18 protein-coding genes are annotated in these 18,110 nt (G+C 73.3%); 13 read left to right on the top strand and 5 right to left on the bottom strand.

What is annotated here, in order from left to right:
- Window positions 1-114 precede the first annotated feature (114 nt).
- The 3 genes from AB0L89_RS08285 to AB0L89_RS08275 all read left to right on the top strand — a co-directional run bounded on the left by AB0L89_RS08285 (window position 115) and on the right by AB0L89_RS08275 (window position 2,797).
- On the top strand, window positions 115-789 hold the full coding sequence (locus AB0L89_RS08285; RefSeq protein WP_365136260.1) for a trimeric intracellular cation channel family protein: 675 nt from the start codon (window positions 115-117) through the stop codon (window positions 787-789).
- Between the two features lie 67 nt (window positions 790-856).
- The gene (locus AB0L89_RS08280; RefSeq protein WP_365136257.1) at window positions 857-1,735 is read left to right on the top strand and encodes a thioesterase family protein; all 879 of its coding nucleotides are present in this window, start codon (window positions 857-859) and stop codon (window positions 1,733-1,735) included.
- A 69-nt stretch (window positions 1,736-1,804) separates the two neighbouring features.
- Window positions 1,805-2,797, top strand: a complete 993-nt coding sequence (locus tag AB0L89_RS08275) for a YafY family protein (protein ID WP_365136254.1) — start codon at window positions 1,805-1,807, stop codon at window positions 2,795-2,797.
- On the opposite strand, the gene AB0L89_RS08270 is transcribed toward AB0L89_RS08275, so the two are convergent.
- Window positions 2,754-3,614 (bottom strand): alpha/beta fold hydrolase, encoded by an 861-nt coding sequence (locus AB0L89_RS08270; protein ID WP_365136251.1) that lies wholly within the window; start codon window positions 3,612-3,614, stop codon window positions 2,754-2,756. The genes AB0L89_RS08275 and AB0L89_RS08270 overlap by 44 nt on opposite strands.
- Before the next feature lie 81 nt (window positions 3,615-3,695).
- Window positions 3,696-4,322 carry a TetR family transcriptional regulator gene (locus AB0L89_RS08265; RefSeq protein WP_365136248.1) on the bottom strand — a complete coding sequence of 209 codons (627 nt, stop codon included), beginning with the start codon at window positions 4,320-4,322 and terminating at the stop codon, window positions 3,696-3,698.
- A gap of 128 nt (window positions 4,323-4,450) precedes the next feature.
- On the opposite strand from AB0L89_RS08265, the gene AB0L89_RS08260 reads away from it, so the two are divergent.
- The 3 genes from AB0L89_RS08260 (at window position 4,451) to AB0L89_RS08250 (ending at window position 6,188) form a co-directional block, all read left to right on the top strand.
- Window positions 4,451-4,603 carry a hypothetical protein gene (locus AB0L89_RS08260; protein WP_167357837.1) on the top strand — a complete coding sequence of 51 codons (153 nt, stop codon included), beginning with the start codon at window positions 4,451-4,453 and terminating at the stop codon, window positions 4,601-4,603.
- 70 nt (window positions 4,604-4,673) lie between these two features.
- On the top strand, window positions 4,674-4,940 hold the full coding sequence (locus AB0L89_RS08255; RefSeq protein WP_365136245.1) for a DUF4190 domain-containing protein: 267 nt from the start codon (window positions 4,674-4,676) through the stop codon (window positions 4,938-4,940).
- A 78-nt stretch (window positions 4,941-5,018) separates the two neighbouring features.
- Window positions 5,019-6,188 carry a cysteine desulfurase family protein gene (locus AB0L89_RS08250; protein WP_365136242.1) on the top strand — a complete coding sequence of 390 codons (1,170 nt, stop codon included), beginning with the start codon at window positions 5,019-5,021 and terminating at the stop codon, window positions 6,186-6,188.
- Between the two features lie 26 nt (window positions 6,189-6,214).
- On the opposite strand, the gene AB0L89_RS08245 is transcribed toward AB0L89_RS08250, so the two are convergent.
- Window positions 6,215-6,946 (bottom strand): N-acetylmuramoyl-L-alanine amidase, encoded by a 732-nt coding sequence (locus tag AB0L89_RS08245; RefSeq protein ID WP_365136239.1) that lies wholly within the window; start codon window positions 6,944-6,946, stop codon window positions 6,215-6,217.
- Between the two features lie 67 nt (window positions 6,947-7,013).
- Between AB0L89_RS08245 and mnmA the strand changes: the two genes are divergently transcribed.
- Window positions 7,014-8,144 (top strand): tRNA 2-thiouridine(34) synthase MnmA, encoded by a 1,131-nt coding sequence (mnmA, locus tag AB0L89_RS08240; protein ID WP_365137183.1) that lies wholly within the window; start codon window positions 7,014-7,016, stop codon window positions 8,142-8,144.
- Window positions 8,145-8,165: 21 nt separating this feature from the next.
- Here the strand turns inward: mnmA and AB0L89_RS08235 are convergent, their stop codons facing one another.
- Complete coding sequence (locus AB0L89_RS08235; protein WP_365137180.1) at window positions 8,166-9,101, bottom strand: NADP-dependent oxidoreductase; 936 nt, start codon at window positions 9,099-9,101, stop codon at window positions 8,166-8,168.
- Window positions 9,102-9,225: 124 nt separating this feature from the next.
- Here AB0L89_RS08235 and AB0L89_RS08230 point away from each other — a divergent pair, with 124 nt between their 5' ends.
- A complete protein-coding gene (locus tag AB0L89_RS08230) occupies window positions 9,226-10,206 on the top strand; it encodes a helix-turn-helix domain-containing protein (protein WP_365136236.1) in 981 nt (326 codons plus the stop codon).
- On the opposite strand, the gene AB0L89_RS08225 is transcribed toward AB0L89_RS08230, so the two are convergent.
- Window positions 10,190-10,522, bottom strand: coding sequence for a DUF427 domain-containing protein (locus AB0L89_RS08225; RefSeq protein ID WP_365136233.1), 333 nt, complete (start codon window positions 10,520-10,522; stop codon window positions 10,190-10,192). The genes AB0L89_RS08230 and AB0L89_RS08225 overlap by 17 nt on opposite strands.
- Window positions 10,523-10,572: 50 nt before the next feature.
- Between AB0L89_RS08225 and AB0L89_RS08220 the strand changes: the two genes are divergently transcribed.
- From AB0L89_RS08220 to AB0L89_RS08200, 5 genes are all read left to right on the top strand, one after another.
- Entirely contained in the window at window positions 10,573-11,118 is a 546-nt protein-coding gene (locus tag AB0L89_RS08220; protein WP_365136230.1) for a TIGR00730 family Rossman fold protein, read from the top strand.
- A 7-nt stretch (window positions 11,119-11,125) separates the two neighbouring features.
- On the top strand, window positions 11,126-11,824 hold the full coding sequence (locus AB0L89_RS08215) for an SDR family oxidoreductase (RefSeq protein WP_365136227.1): 699 nt from the start codon (window positions 11,126-11,128) through the stop codon (window positions 11,822-11,824).
- Entirely contained in the window at window positions 11,821-12,831 is a 1,011-nt protein-coding gene (locus AB0L89_RS08210; protein WP_365136224.1) for a methionine synthase, read from the top strand. The genes AB0L89_RS08215 and AB0L89_RS08210 overlap by 4 nt, the downstream gene beginning before the upstream one ends.
- A gap of 30 nt (window positions 12,832-12,861) precedes the next feature.
- The gene (gene ligA, locus AB0L89_RS08205; RefSeq protein WP_365136221.1) at window positions 12,862-15,045 is read left to right on the top strand and encodes an NAD-dependent DNA ligase LigA; all 2,184 of its coding nucleotides are present in this window, start codon (window positions 12,862-12,864) and stop codon (window positions 15,043-15,045) included.
- Between the two features lie 315 nt (window positions 15,046-15,360).
- Window positions 15,361-17,685, top strand: coding sequence for a bifunctional diguanylate cyclase/phosphodiesterase (locus AB0L89_RS08200; protein WP_365136218.1), 2,325 nt, complete (start codon window positions 15,361-15,363; stop codon window positions 17,683-17,685).
- The last annotated feature ends 425 nt before the right edge of the window (window positions 17,686-18,110 follow it).

Genomic DNA, 18,110 nt, shown 5'->3' with positions numbered 1-18,110 from the left:
TTCTTGGGGCTTTTCCATGTCCGTCCCCTGCTGTTCGGGGGTTCGGCGCGCGAAAGTCCCAAGTCGGAGTGGGAGCAGCGCCGGGCCGGGGGCGCGCGCGGGTAAGAATGGCGCGTGCTCCAGGATCTGTTCACGCCCTCCGTCCAGCACGCGCTCGACATCGTGGGCATCTTCGTCTTCGCGATCTCCGGCGCGCTGCTCGCCGTGCGCAAGAACTTCGACGTCTTCGGCATCGCGGTCCTCGCCGAGGTGACCGCGCTGGGCGGGGGACTCTTCCGCGACCTGGTCATCGGGGCGGTCCCGCCGGCCGCATTCACGGACCTCGGCTACTTCATCACCCCGCTGTTCGCGGCCCTCCTGGTCTTCTTCCTGCACCCGGAGGTGGAGCGCACCCAGCTCGCGGTCAACGTCTTCGACGCGGCGGGCCTCGGCCTGTTCTGCGTCACGGGCACGACCAAGGCGTACGACTACGGCCTCGGCCTCACCCAGTCGGTGGCCCTCGGCCTCGCCACGGCGGTCGGCGGCGGTGTGCTGCGCGACATCGTCGCCAACGAAGTGCCCTCGCTGGTCCGCTGGGACCGCGACCTGTACGCGGTGCCCGCCATCGTGGGCGCCACGATGGTTGCCCTGTGCATCCACTACAAGCAGCTGACGGGCTTCACGATCGGCCTGGCCATCGTGACGGCGTTCGTCCTGCGGCTGCTCGCGCTGCGCTACCACTGGCGCGCGCCGCGGGCCTGGAACCGGCGGTCGACGGCGGTGGAGGCCGAGGCGGAGGAGACGCCGTAGAGGCCGTGGAGGGCCGGGGCGACAGGAAAAGCTACCGCTCAGTAGTTTCCTGTTGTACGTTGCTGGCATGGCAACGGCAGCATCGCAAGCATCGATAACCACATCGATACCCGCCCGCATCGGCGACAGCGAGTTCGACCGCGACACCGCGGTCGTCCGGCGCGAGCCCGGCGTCTACGACACCGAGCTCTCCGCCGGGTGGACGATCATCAGTGCCGTCAACGGCGGCTATCTCCTCGCCGTCCTCGGCCGCGCGCTGGCCGACGCCCTGCCGCACGACGACCCGTTCACCGTCTCCGCGTACTACCTCACCGCGTCGGCCCCCGGCCCCGCCGTGATCCGTACCGACCTCGTGCGCGCCGGGCGGTCCCTGTCCACCGGGCAGGCCTCGCTCTTCCAGTACGACGAGGAGGGCCGCGAGGTCGAGCGGATCCGCGTGCTCGCCTCGTACGGAGACCTCGACGAGCTCCCCGACGACGTGCGCACCACGGCCGTCCCGCCCGCCATCCCGCCGCTCGACCAGTGCTTCGGCGCGCAGGACGCCCCCGACCACCGGCCCGTGCCCGGCAGTTCGGCCATCGCCGACCGCCTCTTCCTCAAGCTCGACCCCGCCACCCTCGGCTGGGCGCTCGGGCAGCCGTCCGGCAAGGGCGAGATGCGGGCCTGGTTCGGCCTCGCGGACGGCCGCGACGCGGACCCGCTTTCGCTGCTCCTCGCCGTCGACGCGCTGCCGCCGACCGCCTTCGAGCTGGGCCTGAGCGGCTGGGTCCCGACCGTGGAGCTGACGGTCCACGTCCGGCACCGCCCGGCCCCCGGCCCGCTGCGCGTCTCGATCACCACGCGCAACCTCGCGGGCGGCTTCCTGGAGGAGGACGCGGAGGTCTGGGACAGCGAGGACCGGCTGGTCGCGCAGTCGCGGCAGCTGGCGCGGGCGCGGCTGAGCTGACGCCCGAGGGCGCGCGGGCCCGGTGGGGCCCGCGCCGTGCGGGGCCGTGCGGTGGGGGATCCTGGGCGGGTGAAATCCGACCGGCTGCTCTCGATCCTGCTGCTGCTCCAGACCCGCGGGCGGGTCCCCGCGCACGAGCTCGCCGAGCGCCTGGAGGTCTCCGTCCGCACGATCTACCGGGACGTCGAGGCCCTGTCCTCCTCCGGCGTCCCCGTCTACGCCGAGCGCGGCCGGCGCGGCGGCATCGAACTGCTCGCCGGATTCCGCACCGACGTGACGGGCCTGACCGCGGACGAGTCGCGGGCGCTGTTCATCCTCGCCGCGCAGGGCGCGCACGCCGCGCTGGGCCTGGACGACGCGCTCGGCTCCGCGCTGCGCAAGGTCATGGCCGCGCTGCCCGCACCGCACCGCCCCGCCGCCGAGTTGATGAGCCGCCGCGTCCTCGTCGACTCGGCGCGCTGGCTGCCCGGGGTCCGCGATCCCGCCCCGGCCGTCGTCGACTTCGACGTCCTGCGGGACGCCGTCTTCGCCGACCGGCGGCTGCGGCTGCGCTACCGGCACAGCGGCGACGCCGAGCCGAGCACCTACACCGTCGACCCCTACGGCCTCGTCTCCAAGGCGGGCGTCTGGTACCTGGTCGCGGACCGGCGCGGTGCCCCGCGGCTCTTCCGTGCCGACCGGGTGCGCGCGGCGACCGTCACGGACGCGCCCGTCGAGCGCCGGGCCGGCGTCGAACTGGCCGACGTGTGGGGCGTGTTGAAGCGCCGGGTCGAGGACCGGCCGGTCGGCCTCGACGTGACGGCGCGGGTGGCCCGCCGCCGCTACCAGCTGTTCCTGCGGCTCCAGGGGCACCGGCTCGCCGGGCCGCCCGAGGACGACGGCGCGAGCGAGTGGATCGGCGTCCGCCTCGGCTTCGGCGTCGTCGGCGAGACCCGCACGCTGCTTCCCTTCGGCGCCGACGTGGAGGTGCTCTCGCCGCCCGAGGTGCGCGCGGAGCTGGCGGGCGCCGCGGCGGCGGTCACGGAGCTGTACGGAGCGGGGCCCGGCGCAGGAAACGGCTGAGCTCACCGGTGAGTTCGGCGGGCGCGTCCTCCTGGACGAGATGTCCCGCGCCCTCGATCAGGCGCAGCTCGGCGCCGGGGATCGCCTTGGCCAGCTCCTCGCCGCGCGCCGGGGGGATCCAGGTGTCGTCGGTGCCCCAGCAGACCAGGACGGGCAGGTCCACCTCCCCGTACCGGCCCTGGATCTCGTCGGTGAAGCGCTGGTCGTTCTGCTCGATCTGCCGGTAGAAGGCGGGCCTGCCCTCGTCGGTGCACCACGGCTCCACGAGCCGGTCGAGGACGGCGGGACGCAGCCCCTGGTGGCTGGCCGAGGAGACGTACTCGCGCACGAGGGCCCGGTGCAGCTCGGGCGGCAGCTGTCCGAAGACGTCGGCGTGCGCGCCGAGCAGCCGGTAGGTGGGGGAGCCCCAGGGGGCGAGGGCCACCGGGTCGACGAGCGCGAGGCGTTCGTAGCGGGCGCCGTGCAGCAGGTGCGCGCGCAGCGCGACACAGCCGCCGAAGTCATGGGCGACGACGGCGGGCCGGTCCAGGCCCCAGTGGCCGAGCAGTTCGGTGAGCACCCGGCCCTGCGCGGCGAGCGAGACGTCCTGCCCCGCCCGCATCTCGGATGCGCCGTAACCGGCCAAGTCCCAGACGTACACGCGGTGTTCGCGCGCGAGGGCGCGGGCGACGCCCCGCCACACGTACGACGAGAAGGGCGTGCCGTGGACCAGGACGACGGGCGGGGCGTCGGCGGGGCCGAGCGCGGCCCAGCGGATCGCCCCCGCCGAACTGGCGAAGGTCTGGTCGAGGGTCCAGGCGTCAGGGGCGTTCGTCATGACCGTAGAGCGTAGTTGCCCCTTACGGGAGAGTCGAGGGCATTCGGTGGTCGCGACCCGCGCACCCTCGGGGGCCCGCCGCTACCGCCCGTCGAGCCAGTGGCGGCGGCCCAGGCTCACCAGGCGCAGCTGCCGGCGCGCGGCGTCGGCCACGGCCCGCTCGGCCTCGGGTGTCGCCGCCTCCAGGAACGACGAGGCCGTCATCACCATGTGGTCGACGTACATCCCGGCGAGCATCAGCAGGTCGTCGTCGCTCCAGCCCCTGGCCTCCGGCTCCTTGGCGAACTGGTCCCGCACCTCCTCGGCGAACAGGGCGAGCTGATCGCCGATCGCGGCGCGCACCGCCTTGACGCCGCCGTGCCGCTCGCGGGCGATGAAGCGGACGTGCGCGGGGTGTTCGCGGACGTAGGCGGCGATCAGCCCGACGGCGCCCGCGATGCGCTCCTCGCCGTCGCCGACCGCCGTGAGCAGGGCGGCGAGCGTCGTGTGCAGGCTGCCGAGCGCCTCCTCGACCAGGGTCACGCCCAGGTCGGCGGTGCAGCGGAAGTGCCGGTAGAAGGCGGTGGGGGCGACGCCCACGGCGCGGGTGACCTCGCGCAGGCCCAGGCTGCTGAGGCTCTGCTCCTCCAGCAGCCCGAGGGCCGCGTCGAGGAGGGCCTGCCGGGTCTTCTGCTTCTGGGCCTGCCGGACGCCGAGGGTGTGACTCATGCCATGCAGTTAACAACTGTTCTCTGGGATTGGGAAGCGGGAAGCGGGAGTAGACTCTCCAGTCAGTGAACAGTTGTTACCACAACCGTTCACCGAATCGAGAGGTCACCGCAACCGAGAGGGATCTCATGCTTTTCCTCGTCGCCGCCCTCCTCCTGCTCGGCGTCGCGATGGGCACCGTGGCCCACGCCCCGCTGCCCGTCACCGCCGTCGCCGCCGCCGTCATCGGCGTCTGGCTCGTGGTCTTCGCCGTCCGCGAGCGCCGCGCGCACCAGCGCTGACCCGCCGCGCCGACCCGGCGCCGCCCCGCCTCCGCCCCGTACGACACCTCCACCTGCCAGGAGTCGCACCATGGAACTCACCGCCACCAGGCCCGCGACGCGGCGGGACGCCGACGGCATGGCCGTCGCCTCGTTCGTCCTCGGCCTGCTCGGACTGCTCGTCCTCAACCTCTTCCTCGGGCCCGTCGCGATCGTCCTCGCCGGCCTCGCGCTGTGGCGCGGCACCGCCCGCAGGGGCCGCGCGCTGCTCGGCCTCGGGCTCGGCGTGGCCGACCTCGTCGTGCTCGCCGTGCTCGTCGCGGCCGACAACACGGTGTCCTGGGGGCTCGCGGGCTGATCCCCGTGCCGCCGGGGTCCCGCAGGCTGATACCGCCGGGGCGTCCGGCACCGCACGGCTCGTAGAATCGTGCCCACCATGGCCTACCTCGACCACGCAGCGACCACTCCGATGCTCCCGGAGGCGATCGCGGCGATGACCGCGCAGATCGCCGTCACCGGCAACGCCTCCTCGCTGCACGCGGCGGGGCGCCGGGCGCGACGCACCGTCGAGGAGGCCCGCGAGATCCTCGCCGAGTCGCTCGGCGCGCGCCCCAGCGAGACCGTCTTCACCTCCGGCGGCACCGAGGCGGACAACCTCGCCGTCAAGGGCCTGTACTGGGCGCGGCGCGACGCCGAACCGGCCCGCACCCGGGTCCTCGCCAGCCCCGTCGAGCACCACGCCGTCCTCGACGCCGTCGACTGGCTCGGCGAGCACGAGGACGCCACCGTCGAGTACCTCCCGGTCGACGCGTACGGCCGGGTGCACCCCGACGCGCTGCGCGAGGCCATCGCGCGCGACCCCGACTCCGTCGCCCTGGCCACCGTCATGTGGGCCAACAACGAGATCGGCACGATCCAGCCGGTCCGCGAACTCGCCGACGTCGCCCAGGAGTTCGGCGTCCCGCTGCACGCCGACGCGGTGCAGGCCTACGGCCAGGTCCCCATCGACTTCGGCGCCTCCGGGCTCGCCGCGATGACCGTCTCCGGCCACAAGATCGGCGGGCCCTACGGCATCGGCGCGCTGCTGCTCGGCCGTGAGTACAGCCCCGTGCCCGTGCTGCACGGCGGCGGCCAGGAGCGGCACGTGCGCTCCGGGACGCTGGACGTGCCCGCCATCGCCGCGTTCGCCGTCGCGGGCGAGCACGCCGCCGCGCACCGGGAGCGGTTCGCCGCCGGGATCGGCGCGCTCCGCGACGAGCTGGTCGCCGCCGTCCGCGCCGCGGTCCCCGAGGCGATCCTCGGCGGCGACCCGGACCCGGCGGGCCGGCTGCCCGCCAACGCGCACTTCACCTTCCCCGGCTGCGAGGGCGACTCCCTCCTGCTGCTGCTCGACGCCCAGGGCATCGAGTGCTCCACCGGCTCGGCCTGCACCGCCGGTGTCGCCCAGCCCAGCCACGTCCTGCTCGCCACCGGCACCGACCCCGACCTGGCCCGCGGCACCCTGCGCTTCTCCCTCGGCCACACCTCGACGCAGGCGGACGTCGACGCGGTGGCCGCGGCGATCGGCCCCGCGGTGGAGCGGGCGCGGTCGGCGGGCCTGAGCTAGGCGGGCCCTCGGGCCCCGGGGCCCGGCTAGGCGGACTTCTTGGGCTCCGAAGACTTCTTGGGCTTCTCCGGTGCGTCCCTGGCGGCCCGCACCAGGCGTATGTAGCGGTCCCAGTCCCAGTGGGGGCCCGGGTCCGTGTGGTCCGTGCCGGGCACCTCCACGTGCCCGACGATGTGCTCGCGGTCCACCGGGATGTCGTACCTCCGGCAGATCCCGGCGGTGAGCCGCGCCGACGCCGCGTACATCGCGTCGGTGAACGAGGACTTCTTGTCCACGAAACCCTCGTGCTCGATGCCGATGCTGCGTTCGTTGTAGCTCTTGTTGCCCGCGTGGAACGCCACGTCCAGCTCGCGGATCATCTGCGCGATGTGCCCGTCCTTGCGCACCACGTAGTGCGCGGCGGCGCCGTGCGCGGGGTCCTTGAAGACCCGCAGCGCCGTCTGGTACCCGCCCTGGACGACATGGATGACGACGCGGTCGATGGCGTAGTCGTCGGGGCGGTCCGCGCGCCGCCAGTTGTAGTCGGAGGCGGCGATCCACTGCGCGCCCGGGGTGTCGACCTCGCCCTCCTTGCGCTTCTTCACCACCCCCGGCAGCCGCCACCACAGCCGGCCGAGCTCGTCCCTGGCGAGCACGGCCGTGCCGACGGCCGCCGCGGCGCCGCCGATCAGCAGCGTGCGCCGGTCGATGCCACGGCGGCGCCTCGGCTCCGCGTCCTGCTCGCCCGTACCGCCGGGCCCGGTGGTCTCTTCCCCCATGTGATCGTCAACGCTTACTCACGGGCGTACGGTTCCCGTCGCCCCGTACCCTGTGAGGGCTATGACTTTGACCGAGACCCCGCAGCGACCCCAGCGCCCCCTCCGTGTCCTCGCCGCCATGTCCGGCGGCGTGGACTCCGCCGTCGCCGCCGCCCGCGCCGCCGAGGCCGGGCACGACGTGACGGGAGTGCACCTCGCGCTCTCCGCGAACCCGCAGTCGTTCCGCACGGGCGCGCGGGGCTGTTGCACCATCGAGGACTCGCGCGACGCCCGCCGCGCCGCGGACGTCATCGGCATCCCGTTCTACGTGTGGGACCTCGCCGAGCGGTTCCGCGAGGACGTCGTCGAGGACTTCGTCGCCGAGTACGAGGCGGGCCGCACGCCCAACCCGTGCCTGCGCTGCAACGAGAAGATCAAGTTCGCCGCGCTCCTCGACAAGGCCCTCGCCCTCGGCTTCGACGCGGTCGTCACCGGGCACTACGCCCAGGTGATCGTCCACGAGGACGGCTCGCGCGAACTGCACCGCGCCTCCGACATGGCCAAGGACCAGAGCTACGTCCTCGGGGTCCTGGACGAGCGCCAGCTCGCCCACGCGATGTTCCCGCTGGGCGACACGGTCACCACCAAGGAGGAGATCCGCGCCGAGGCCGAGCGCCGCGGGCTCGCCGTCGCCAAGAAGCCCGACAGCCACGACATCTGCTTCATCGCCGACGGCGACACCCAGGGCTTCCTGGCGGCCCGCCTCGGCAAGGCGGAGGGCGACATCGTGGACGCCGAGGGCAACAAGCTCGGCACGCACGAGGGGGCGTACGGCTACACCATCGGCCAGCGCAAGGGCCTGCGGATCGGCACCCCGGCCCCCGACGGCAAGCCGCGGTACGTCCTGGACATCTCCCCGGTGAACAACACCGTGACGGTCGGCCCGGCCGACGCCCTGGACGTGACGGGCCTGACCGCGATCAAGCCCCGCTGGTGCGGCGCCGCCCCCACCGGGCCCGGCACGTACACCGCGCAGCTGCGGGCCCACGGCGGTGAGACGGAGGTGACCGCCGAGCTGGTCGACGGCACCCTGACCGTCTCCTTCACCGAGCCGGTGCGCGGCGTCGCGCCTGGCCAGGCGATCGTGCTCTACGACGGCACGCGCGTGGTCGGCTCGGCGACGATCGCGACGACGGAGCGGGCGACGGCGGCGGCCTAGGCCGCCCGCGGTCCTCCCGGGTCAGGCGACCCGGAGGACGATCTTGCCCTGCGTGCGGCCCTGTTCGCCGTACGCGTGGGCCTTCGCCGCGTCCGCCAGGGGCAGCACCGTGTCGACCTCGACGCGGAGCCTGCCCTCGTCGACCAGGCGCGCGATCTCCAGCAGACCGAGGCGGTCCGGCTCGACGACGGTCCACCCCGCGTGCACGCCGAGCTCCGCGGCCCGCGCGGGGTCCGGCAGGCCGCCCGGGTCCGGGAGCGTCACCAGGTGGCCGCCGCGGCGCAGGACGGGCAGCGAGCGGTCGCCGTACTCGCCGCCGACCCCGTCGAGGACCACGTCCACGTCGCGCACCGCCTCGGCGAAGTCCACGCGCGCGTAGTCGACGACTTCGTCGGCGCCGAGCCCGCGCAGGAAATCGTGCTTCTCCTGGCGTGCGGTTCCGATGACGTACGCGCCCCGTGCCTTGGCGATCTGCACGGCGAGGTGGCCCACACCGCCGGCCGCCGCGTGGATCAGCACCCGCTGACCGGCGCGCAGCCCGCCCGTCTCGATCAGCCCCTGCCAGGCGGTGAGCGCCGCCAGCGGCAGCGCGGCGGCCTGCACGTGGTCGATCCCGGCGGGCTTGTGGACGAAGCGCCGGGCAGGCGCCGCGACGAACTCGGCGTAGCCGCCCGCCTGCTCGGGGAAGCGGGGCATGCCGAACACCTCGTCGCCGGGCTGGAACAGGGTCACCCCGGGACCCACCTCCTCGACGACGCCCGACACGTCGTAGCCCAGGATCGGGGTGTCCCCCCAGGTGCCGAAGGCGCCCTCGGCGCGGGTCTTCCAGTCGACCGGGTTGACGCCCGCCGCGTGCACCCGGACCAGGATCTCGGTGAGGCCCGGCTCGGGGCGGTCCACCTCCACGGGGACGAGGACTTCGGGGGCGCCCCAGGTGCGGGGGCTGACGGCACGCATCTTCATGGTCTTCCTCTTTCGGGACGGCCCGGCCGCCGTTCGCCGGCGGCCGGTCGCTCCAGCGTGCGCCGGGACGATCGATCACAGTGCCGGCAGTTTGGCCATGATGTGACAGGATTCGGCCATGGCATCCTCGGGCGGTCGGCATCGTGTGGCGGTCCTCGCGCTGGACGGCGCCTACGTCTTCGAGACGGGCATCGCGCCGCGGATCTTCGGCGCGGCCGAGGACGCCGAGGGGCGCCCGCTCTACGACGTCGTCGTCTGCACGGTGGACGGGCGGCCGGTGCGGACCGACGCCGGGTTCGAGATGGCGGTGGACCACGGCCCCGAGGCGCTCGCGCGGGCGGACACCGTGGTGATCCCGCCCACGAGCCGCCTCTGCGGCGGCACGCTGGACGGCGTCCTGCCCGACGAGCTCGCCGCCGCCCTCGCCCGGGTGCGGCCGGGCACGCGCTGGGTGTCGCTCTGCACCGGCTCGTACGTCCTGGCCGCCGCGGGGCTGCTGGACGGGCGCCCCGCGACCACGCACTGGAAGGAGGCCGACCACTTCCGGCGGACCTTCCCGCGGATCGTGGTCGACGAGGACGTCCTCTTCGTGGACGACGGCGACATCCTGACCGCCGCCGGCGTCGGCGCGGGCGTCGACCTCTGTCTGCACCTGCTGCGCCGCGACCACGGCAGCGCGGTCGCCCACCACGTCGCCCGCTTCTGCGTGGTGCCGCCCTGGCGCGAGGGCGGGCAGGCCCAGTACATCGAACGGCCCGTGCCGGAGCCCACGCTCGCCACGACGGCCGCCACGCGCGCGTGGGCCCTGGAGAGGCTCCAGGAGCCGCTGCCGCTGGGGGAGCTGGCCGCCCACGCGCGCATGAGCCTGCGGACCTTCACGCGCCGCTTCCAGGAGGAGGTCGGCATGCCTCCCGGGCGCTGGCTGACCGCTCAGCGCATCGAACTGGCGCGCGGGCTCCTGGAGTCGAGCGACCTGCCGGTGGACCTGGTGGCCCACCGGGCGGGGTTCGGCACCGGCAACTCCCTGCGCCAGCACATGCGCGCCGTCCTCGGCGTCTCGCCCGCCGCCTACCGCAGGACGTTCACGGCGACCCGATGACCTCCACGTCGTAGAAGCAGAAGTGGTCCTTGATCGCGGCCACGTCCGGCTTCGGCTCCGGGTACGCCCACACCACGTCGTCCGCGCCCGGCAGCGACCAGTAGGCGGCCGTTCCCTTGAACGGGCAGTACGTCGTGGTGGCCGACGGCGTCAGCAGATCGGTGCGCACGTCCTCCGGAGGGAGGTAGTGCCGGACGGGGTAGCCCGTCTCGCGCAGCAGCAGGGGGCGGCGGCTCTCCGCCACGACCTGTCCGTCGTGCACCACGCGTACGTGGTCCGTGCCTTCCTCGATGGTGATCAGATGTCCCTGGGTCACGGCTGCCCTCCTCGATGAGTGCTGTCAGAGGCGGAACGTACCGTGGGCGCATGAACATCTGCGTCTTCCTCTCCGCCGCCGACCTCGACGACCGCTACACCCGGCCCGCCCGCGAGTTCGCCGAGCTGCTCGGCAAGGGCGGGCACACGCTGGTGTGGGGCGGCTCCGAGAGCGGTCTGATGAAGGTCGTGGCGGACGGCGTGCAGGAGGCGGGCGGTCGGCTCGTCGGCGTCTCCGTCGACTTCCTCGCGGCCAGGGCCAGGCAGGTCACCGCCCCCGACGAGATGGTGATCGCCCGCGACCTCGCCGAGCGCAAGGCGCTGCTCCTGGAGAAGTCCGACGCCGTCGTCGTCATGGTGGGCGGCACCGGCACGCTCGACGAGGCCACCGAGATCCTGGAGCTGAAGAAGCACGGCAAGCACACCAAGCCCGTGGTCCTGCTGAACTCCGAGGGGTTCTACGACGGCCTCAAGGAACAGTTCCGCCGCATGGAGGACGAGGGCTTCCTGCCCGTCCCGCTGACCGACCTCGTCTTCTTCGCCGAGGAGCCGGTGGGCGCGCTGGCGTACCTGGAGGAATCCTCCGGCACCCAGTGATGCGAGCATGGCGGGTATGGCAACACATGTGATCACCGGGGCGGGCTCCGGCATCGGCGCGGCCGTCGCCCGCCGCCTCCACGCACGCGGCGACGAGCTCGTCCTGCACGCGCGCGACGCGGGCCGCGCCAAGGAGCTCGCCGCCGAGTTCCCCGGCGCGAGCACCCTCGTCGGCGACCTCTCCGACCCCGACAAGCTGTCCTGGGCCTTCGGGCACCAGTCGCTGCCCCCGCGCGTGGACTCCCTCCTGCACATCGCGGGCGTCGTCGACCTCGGCCCGGTCGGCGAGCTCACCCCCAAGGCCTGGCGTCACCAGCTCAACGTCAACCTGATCGCCCCCGCCGAGCTCACCCGCCACTTCCTGCCCCAACTGCGGCTCGCCCAGGGGCACGTGGTCTTCGTCAACTCCGGCGCCGGCCTCAGGGCGAGCCCCGAATGGTCCGCGTACGCCGCCTCCAAGCACGGCCTGAAGGCGCTGGCGGACTCGCTGCGCCACGAGGAGCACGGCAACGGCGTCCGCGTCACCTCCGTCTACCCGGGCCGCACGGCCAGCGCCATGCAGGTCAAGGTCCACCAGCAGGAGGGCAAGGAGTACGACGCGTCCCGCTGGATCGACCCCGAGTCGGTCGCCACGACGATCGTCATGGCCCTGGACCTGCCGCGCGACGCGGAGGTCAACGACCTGACGGTGCGGCCGGGGCGATGAGCGACTTCCGTTGGGGCCCGGCGACCGGCGTCGGGTCCATGCCCGGCGGCGACGCCCGCGAGGCCGCCAAGACCGTCACGGGCAGTTTCGAGGGGCCCGAGCAGGGCATCCCGTACCTCCCCGAGCTGCCCGCGCGCGGCCCCGGCGCCGACATGATCGGCCGCACCGCGGGGCTCCTCGTCGACCTGTACGCGCGCGTGGAGCCCAGCGGCTGGCGCGTCGGCGACCGCCCCGGCCGGGACACCCGGCGCGCGAGGGCCTGGCTCGGCGAGGACCTCGACGCCCTGGAGGAGTTCACCCAGGGGTACGAGGGCCCGCTCAAGGTCCAGGCCGTCGGCCCCTGGACGCTCGCCGCCGCCCTGGAGCTGAGGAACGGCGAGGCGGCGCTCTCCGACCCCGGCGCCTGCCGTGACCTGGCGGGATCCCTCGCCGAAGGGCTGCGCGCACACCTCGCGGACGTGCGCCGCAGGGTGCCCGGCGCCCGTGTCGTCCTGCAGCTCGACGAGCCCTCCCTCATCGCCGTGCTGCGCGGGCAGATCAAGACGGCCAGCGAGTACCGCACGCACCGCGCCGTGGACCGCCAGCTCGTGGAGAGCACGCTGCGGGACGTCCTGGCCGTCCAGGACGACGGGCCGACCGTCGTCCACTCCTGCGCGCCCGACGTGCCGTTCGCGCTGCTGCGCCGCGCCGGCGCCGACGCGGTCTCGTTCGACTTCGCACTGCTCACCGAGCGTGACGGCGAGGTGATCGGCGAGGCGGTCGAGGGCGGCACGAAGCTCTTCGCCGGTGTCGTGCCCGGCGTGGGCGGCCGATTGTCAGACCCTGCCGGTAGCGTCATGGGTGTCAGGTCGCTGTGGCGCAGGCTGGGGCTGAATCCGGGATCACTCGCGGAGTCGGTCGTGGTCACTCCGTCGTGCGGACTCGCGGGAGCGTCTCCCGCGTATGCGCGCGAGGTGCTCGCCCACTGCGTCCGGGCGGCGAGATCGCTCGCAGACAACCCTGAGTAATTGGGTATGACGTAACGGGAGGACGTAACGGTGGCTGTCGAACAGCAAGGCTCTGTGCCCGCCGAGGCACGGGATCAGCACGCCCAGCTGGCCGAGCAGATCGAGGAGCACCGCTTCCGGTACTACGTGAAGGACCAACCGGTCGTCAGCGACGCCGAGTTCGACAAGCTCCTGCGTTCCCTGGAGGCCCTGGAGGAGCAGTACTCCGAGCTCAGGACGCCCGACTCGCCGACCCAGAAGGTCGCGGGGTCGTACGAGACGGAGTTCACGGCCGTCGAGCACCGCGAGCGCATGCTCTCCCTGGACAACGCCTTCGACGACGAGGAGCTGGCCGCCTGGGCCGACCGCGTCGCCAAGGACGTCGGCTCCCCGGACTTCCACTTCCTGTGCGAGCTGAAGGTCGACGGCCTCGCGGTCAACCTCACGTACGAGGACGGCAAGCTCACCCGCGCGGCCACCCGCGGCGACGGCCGCACCGGCGAGGACATCACGCCGAACGTCCGCACGATCGCCGACATCCCCGAGCGCCTCACGGGCGACCGCGTCCCCGCCCTCGTCGAGGTCCGCGGCGAGGTCTTCTTCCCGATGGAGAAGTTCGAGGAGCTGAACGCCCGCCTGGTGGAGGCGGGCGACAAGCCCTTCGCCAACCCGCGCAACGCGGCGGCGGGTTCGCTGCGCCAGAAGGACCCGCGCGTCACCGCGACCCGCCCGCTGCACATGGTCGTGCACGGCATCGGCGCCCGCGAGGGCTTCGACATCGACTGCCTCAGCCACGCCTATGAGCTGCTGCACGAATGGGGCCTGCCCACCGCGCAGCACAACAAGGTGGTCGACGACCTCCAGGGAGTGCGGGACTTCATCGCGTACTTCGGGGAGAACCGTCACTCCGTGGAGCACGAGATCGACGGCGTCGTCGTCAAGCTCGACGAGATCCCGCTGCAGGGCCGCCTCGGCTCCACGGCGCGCGCGCCGCGCTGGGCCATCGCGTGGAAGTTCCCGCCCGAAGAGGTCAACACCAAGCTGGTCAACATCCGCGTGGGCGTGGGCCGCACGGGCCGCGTCACTCCGTACGCCCAGGTGGAGCCCGTCACGGTGGCCGGTTCCGAGGTCGAGTTCGCGACGCTGCACAACCAGGACATCGTGAAGAAGAAGGGGGTCTTCATCGGCGACACCGTCGTCATCCGCAAGGCGGGCGACGTGATCCCGGAGATCCTCGGCCCCGTCGTGGACCTGCGGGACGGCAGCGAGCGGGAGTTCGTGATGCCCGCCGAGTGCCCCGAGTGCGGCACGGAGCTGCGCGCCATGAAGGAGGGCGACATCGACCTCCGCTGCCCCAACGCCCAGACGTGCCCGGCCCAGTTGCGCGAGCGCCTGTTCTACCTCGGCGGGCGCCAGTGCCTGGACATCGAGAACTTCGGCGAGGTCGCCGCCGCCGCCCTGGTCAAGCCGCTGGAACCGGCCAAGCCCGTGCTGACCGACGAGGGCGACTTCTTCGACCTCGACATCGAGCGGCTCCTGCCCATCAAGGCGTACGTCCTCGACCAGGACAGCGGACTGCCCAAGCGCGACCCCAAGACCGGTGAGGACAAGGTCGTCACGGTCTTCGCCAACCAGAAGGGCGAACCGAAGAAGAACGCCCTCGCCATGCTGGAGAACATCGCGGCAGCCAAGGACCGCCCCCTGGCCCGCGTCATCAACGGCCTCTCCATCCGCCATGTCGGCCCGGTCGCCGCCGAGGCCCTGGCCCGCGAGTTCCGCTCCATCGACCGCATCGAACAGGCCACGGAGGAGGAGCTGGCCGTGGTGGAGGGCGTCGGCCCGACCATCGCGGCCTCCCTCAAACAGTGGTTCGCCGAGGAGTGGCACCGGGAGATCCTGCGCAAGTGGCGGGCTGCCGGGGTACGCATGGAGGAAGAGGCGAGCGGCGAGGACGAGGGTCCCCGTCCGCTCGAAGGCCTCACGGTCGTCGTCACCGGAACGCTGGAGCACCACACCCGGGATGGCGCGAAAGAGGCACTGCAGAGCCGGGGCGCGAAGGTGACCGGTTCCGTTTCGAAGAAGACCGCGTTCGTGGTTGTGGGGGACAACCCCGGATCCAAGTACGACAAGGCCATGCAGTTGAAGGTTCCGGTTCTCAACGAGGAAGGCTTCGCTGTCCTGCTCGAACAAGGACCGGACGCGGCGAAGGAAGTCGCGCTTCCGACCGAGGAGTAGCGGTTGAAGGCCACCCGTTCAGCGCATACCAGATGCATACGGGTGGCCGGGTCGCATTCGGGCAACCGTGGGCGACCGCTGCCCGTGGAAGCCTTCTGCGGCCTACTGTTGAGGTGTGCGCCTGCCGTGCCCCGCTGCGAACGGGGTATCTCCTGCTCACCAAGAGCGTGGAAAGGGGGCATCCCCTACTCGGCACGAGTTCGGGAGTACGACGTCCCCTCGCTCGTGGAGAGTGCGGGGACGGACTTACGGACGCGGCCGACTTCGGGCCGAGTCCGCATGGCGTGGGCACCGCCGGCTGTGAGAGGGACGGGAATGGAACCGACCGAGAGCGCCGCCCCGGACTCACGGCTGCGTGGCCGCCTGTGGCGCGCGCCGAGCGCCTGGCTGCGCGGCCGCCGAACAGCGACGACCACCGACGCGGGCACCTGCCCGATCGCGCCCGCCCCCGGCGCCGGAGCGCTGAGCACCGCCGTCGAACCGCGTGAGCGTGCCTGGAGCGCCCCGGGACCGGACGGCGCCGCGTCCCTGCCGGGCACGGGCGGCCCCGACCCCCAGGACGGCCGCACGCCCTGGCAACTGCTGCCGTTCGTGGTCGTCGCCGCGGCCGCCGTCCTGCTGGGCACGGGCTTCTACCAGGCCTTCACGGGCAGACACGCCCTGTTTCCCGCCGGCACGGCCGGCTGGTCCCTCGCCGTCCTCACCGGCCTCATCGTCGGCCATCTGGTAGCCCTCGGCCGCGACCGCTGGTGGGGCGGCACCGGCTCCGGCGGCGCGCTCACCGTCGCCGTCCTCCTGCTCTACGGCTGGGTGCCCGCGGGGATGGTCAGCCTCACCACCGTCGTCCTGGTGGGCGTCGCGCGCCGGCACCGCTGGCGCCAGGGCGTGCTGCACGGCGCGGTCGACATCCTCGGCATCGGCGCGGGCGCGCTCACCCTCGCGGCCTTCGGCACGGCGCCCAGCGCCGAATCGCCCTGGCTGCCCGAGACCTGGGACCTGTACACCGCGCCAGAGGTCGCCCTGGTCTCCGTCGCCTACCTCGCGGTCACCCGCGTCCTGCTCTGGTACGTCCACTCGCCGCGCACCGGCGCCCTGCCGACGGTCACCCGCACCGCCCTGGTCAGACAGGGCCTCCTCGGCATCGCGCTGCTCGGCATCGCCCCGCTGATCTGCGTCGTGGCGATCTCCCTGCCGATCCTGCTGCCGCTGTTCGCGATTCCGCTGGTCGCGCTCGACTCGACCCTCTGGATCGCCCGCGCCCGCGCGGAGGAGCAGCTGCGGGACCCGCTCACCGGACTGCCCAACCGGCAGTGGCTGCTGGAGCGGACGTGGACGGCCCTCGACGACGCCGAGCGGATCGGGGCGCGGTCCGCCCTGATGCTGATCGACATGGACCGCTTCCGGTCGGTGAACGACACTCTCGGCCACCTCGCCGGTGACCGGCTGCTGCTCCAGATAGCGGACCGGCTGCGGATCGCGCTGCCGCGCGGCGCGGAGGCGGCCCGGCTCGGCGGCGACGAGTTCGCCGTGCTGCTGCCCGTCGCCGACTCCACGACCTCGGCCACGCGCGTGGCCCGCCAGTTGGTCGCCGCGCTCGGCTCCCCGCTCGACCTGGACGGCCTGACGCTCGTCCTTGAGGCCAGCGCGGGCCTGGCCGTCTTCCCCGATCACGCGCTCGACGCGGAGGGTCTGCTGCGGCGGGCGGACGTCGCGATGTACCAGGCCAAGCGGGACCGCACGGGCGTCGAGGTGTACGAGTCCAAGCGCGACTCCAACACCCCTGACCGCCTGGGCCTGTTGGGCGATCTGCGCCGGGCCCTGGACGCCGGTGACGTCGAGCTCCACTACCAGCCCAAGGTCCGCTTCGACGGCAAGGTGGCGGGCCTGGAGGCGCTGGTGCGGTGGGTGCACCCCGAGCGCGGGAAGGTGCCGCCCGACGAGTTCATCGCCATCGCCGAGTCGTCGGGCCTCATGCCGCATCTGACGGAGTACGTCCTGGAGACCGCCCTCGGCCAGGTCGCCAAGTGGCAGGCGCAGGGCCTGAAGGTCCCCGTCGCGGTCAACGTCTCGCCGCGTGACGTCCACACCCCCGGCTTCGCCGGTGCCGTCGCGGCGCGCCTCGCGCGGCACGGAGTCCCCGCCGGGGCGCTGCAGTTGGAGATAACCGAGCACGTCCTCCTGGAGGATCCGCAGCGCGCCGCGGACACGCTGGCCGGGCTCACCGGCCACGGCGTCAAGATGTCGCTCGACGACTTCGGCACGGGGTACTCCTCGCTGGTCCACCTGCGTCGGCTGCCGGTCAGCGAGCTGAAGATCGACCGCTCCTTCGTGGCACGGCTCGCCGTCGACAACGAGGACGCGGAGATCGTCCGCTGCACCGTGGACCTCGCGCACTCGCTCGGTCTGCTGGTCGTCGCGGAGGGCGTCGAGGACGACGAGACCTGGGAGCGGCTGCGGGACCTCGGCTGCGACGCGGTGCAGGGCTGGCTGGTCGCCGCGGCGATGCCGGCCGAGGAGACGACGGCGTGGCTGCGGGCCCGCGGCTCCCGCGGCTGGCGCCGCCCGGCCGACGTGGCGGCCGAGGCGAAGGCCGCCGAGGGCTCGGACGTGGGGCAGTCGTCGGGGCACGTGGTGCAGTAGCGCGGGCCCGGCGGCGCGGGTGCCGGACGCGCGGGCCGACCTGCGCGGAGCGCGAAGACCGCCCGGCGGAGCGGTGAGGACCGCCCGCGGGGGTGGCGAGGGCCGCCCCTCGCAGCCGTGGGGCTCGTCCCGCGGAGCGGCGAAGACCGTCCGGCGTGGCACGGGGCTCGTCCCGGTGGCCGCGAAGAAACTCCCGCCGAACCGCGATGCTCGTCCCGAGGCCCGGCCAAGCCCGTCCGGCGAAGCCGCGCGGAACCCCTCCCGCGCGGCGGCGAAGAGTGCCCGCGAGCCGGTGGAGAACCCGGCGCGCGGTCCCCGGGGGCCCGGCGGAGACCGGGGGAGAGCTCGGCGCGGAGTGGCGGTGAGTCCCGTGCGGAGGGGTGGGGAGTCCCGTGCGGAGGGGTGGGGAGTCCCGTGCGGAGGGG

It is taken from the genome of Streptomyces sp. NPDC052114 (genome assembly GCF_040680155.1).
Classification (GTDB): Bacteria; Actinomycetota; Actinomycetes; order Streptomycetales; family Streptomycetaceae; genus Streptomyces.
The sequence above is the reverse complement of the archived record's forward strand: the minus strand, read 5'-3'. Positions and strand labels throughout refer to the sequence as shown.

What these genes read in the sequence shown, in the direction of transcription:
- AB0L89_RS08230 (WP_365136236.1), top strand. Translation starts at nt 9,226, where the DNA reads ATGGCATCCTCGGGCGGTCGGCATCGTGTGGCGGTCCTCGCGCTGGAC.
- AB0L89_RS08235 (WP_365137180.1), bottom strand. Translation starts at nt 9,101, where the DNA reads ATGCGTGCCGTCAGCCCCCGCACCTGGGGCGCCCCCGAAGTCCTCGTC.
- AB0L89_RS08210 (WP_365136224.1), top strand. Translation starts at nt 11,821, where the DNA reads ATGAGCGACTTCCGTTGGGGCCCGGCGACCGGCGTCGGGTCCATGCCC.
- AB0L89_RS08220 (WP_365136230.1), top strand. Translation starts at nt 10,573, where the DNA reads ATGAACATCTGCGTCTTCCTCTCCGCCGCCGACCTCGACGACCGCTAC.
- AB0L89_RS08250 (WP_365136242.1), top strand. Translation starts at nt 5,019, where the DNA reads ATGGCCTACCTCGACCACGCAGCGACCACTCCGATGCTCCCGGAGGCG.
- AB0L89_RS08245 (WP_365136239.1), bottom strand. Translation starts at nt 6,946, where the DNA reads ATGGGGGAAGAGACCACCGGGCCCGGCGGTACGGGCGAGCAGGACGCG.
- AB0L89_RS08255 (WP_365136245.1), top strand. Translation starts at nt 4,674, where the DNA reads ATGGAACTCACCGCCACCAGGCCCGCGACGCGGCGGGACGCCGACGGC.
- AB0L89_RS08215 (WP_365136227.1), top strand. Translation starts at nt 11,126, where the DNA reads ATGGCGGGTATGGCAACACATGTGATCACCGGGGCGGGCTCCGGCATC.
- AB0L89_RS08270 (WP_365136251.1), bottom strand. Translation starts at nt 3,614, where the DNA reads ATGACGAACGCCCCTGACGCCTGGACCCTCGACCAGACCTTCGCCAGT.
- AB0L89_RS08265 (WP_365136248.1), bottom strand. Translation starts at nt 4,322, where the DNA reads ATGAGTCACACCCTCGGCGTCCGGCAGGCCCAGAAGCAGAAGACCCGG.
- AB0L89_RS08280 (WP_365136257.1), top strand. Translation starts at nt 857, where the DNA reads ATGGCAACGGCAGCATCGCAAGCATCGATAACCACATCGATACCCGCC.
- AB0L89_RS08200 (WP_365136218.1), top strand. Translation starts at nt 15,361, where the DNA reads ATGGAACCGACCGAGAGCGCCGCCCCGGACTCACGGCTGCGTGGCCGC.
- AB0L89_RS08260 (WP_167357837.1), top strand. Translation starts at nt 4,451, where the DNA reads ATGCTTTTCCTCGTCGCCGCCCTCCTCCTGCTCGGCGTCGCGATGGGC.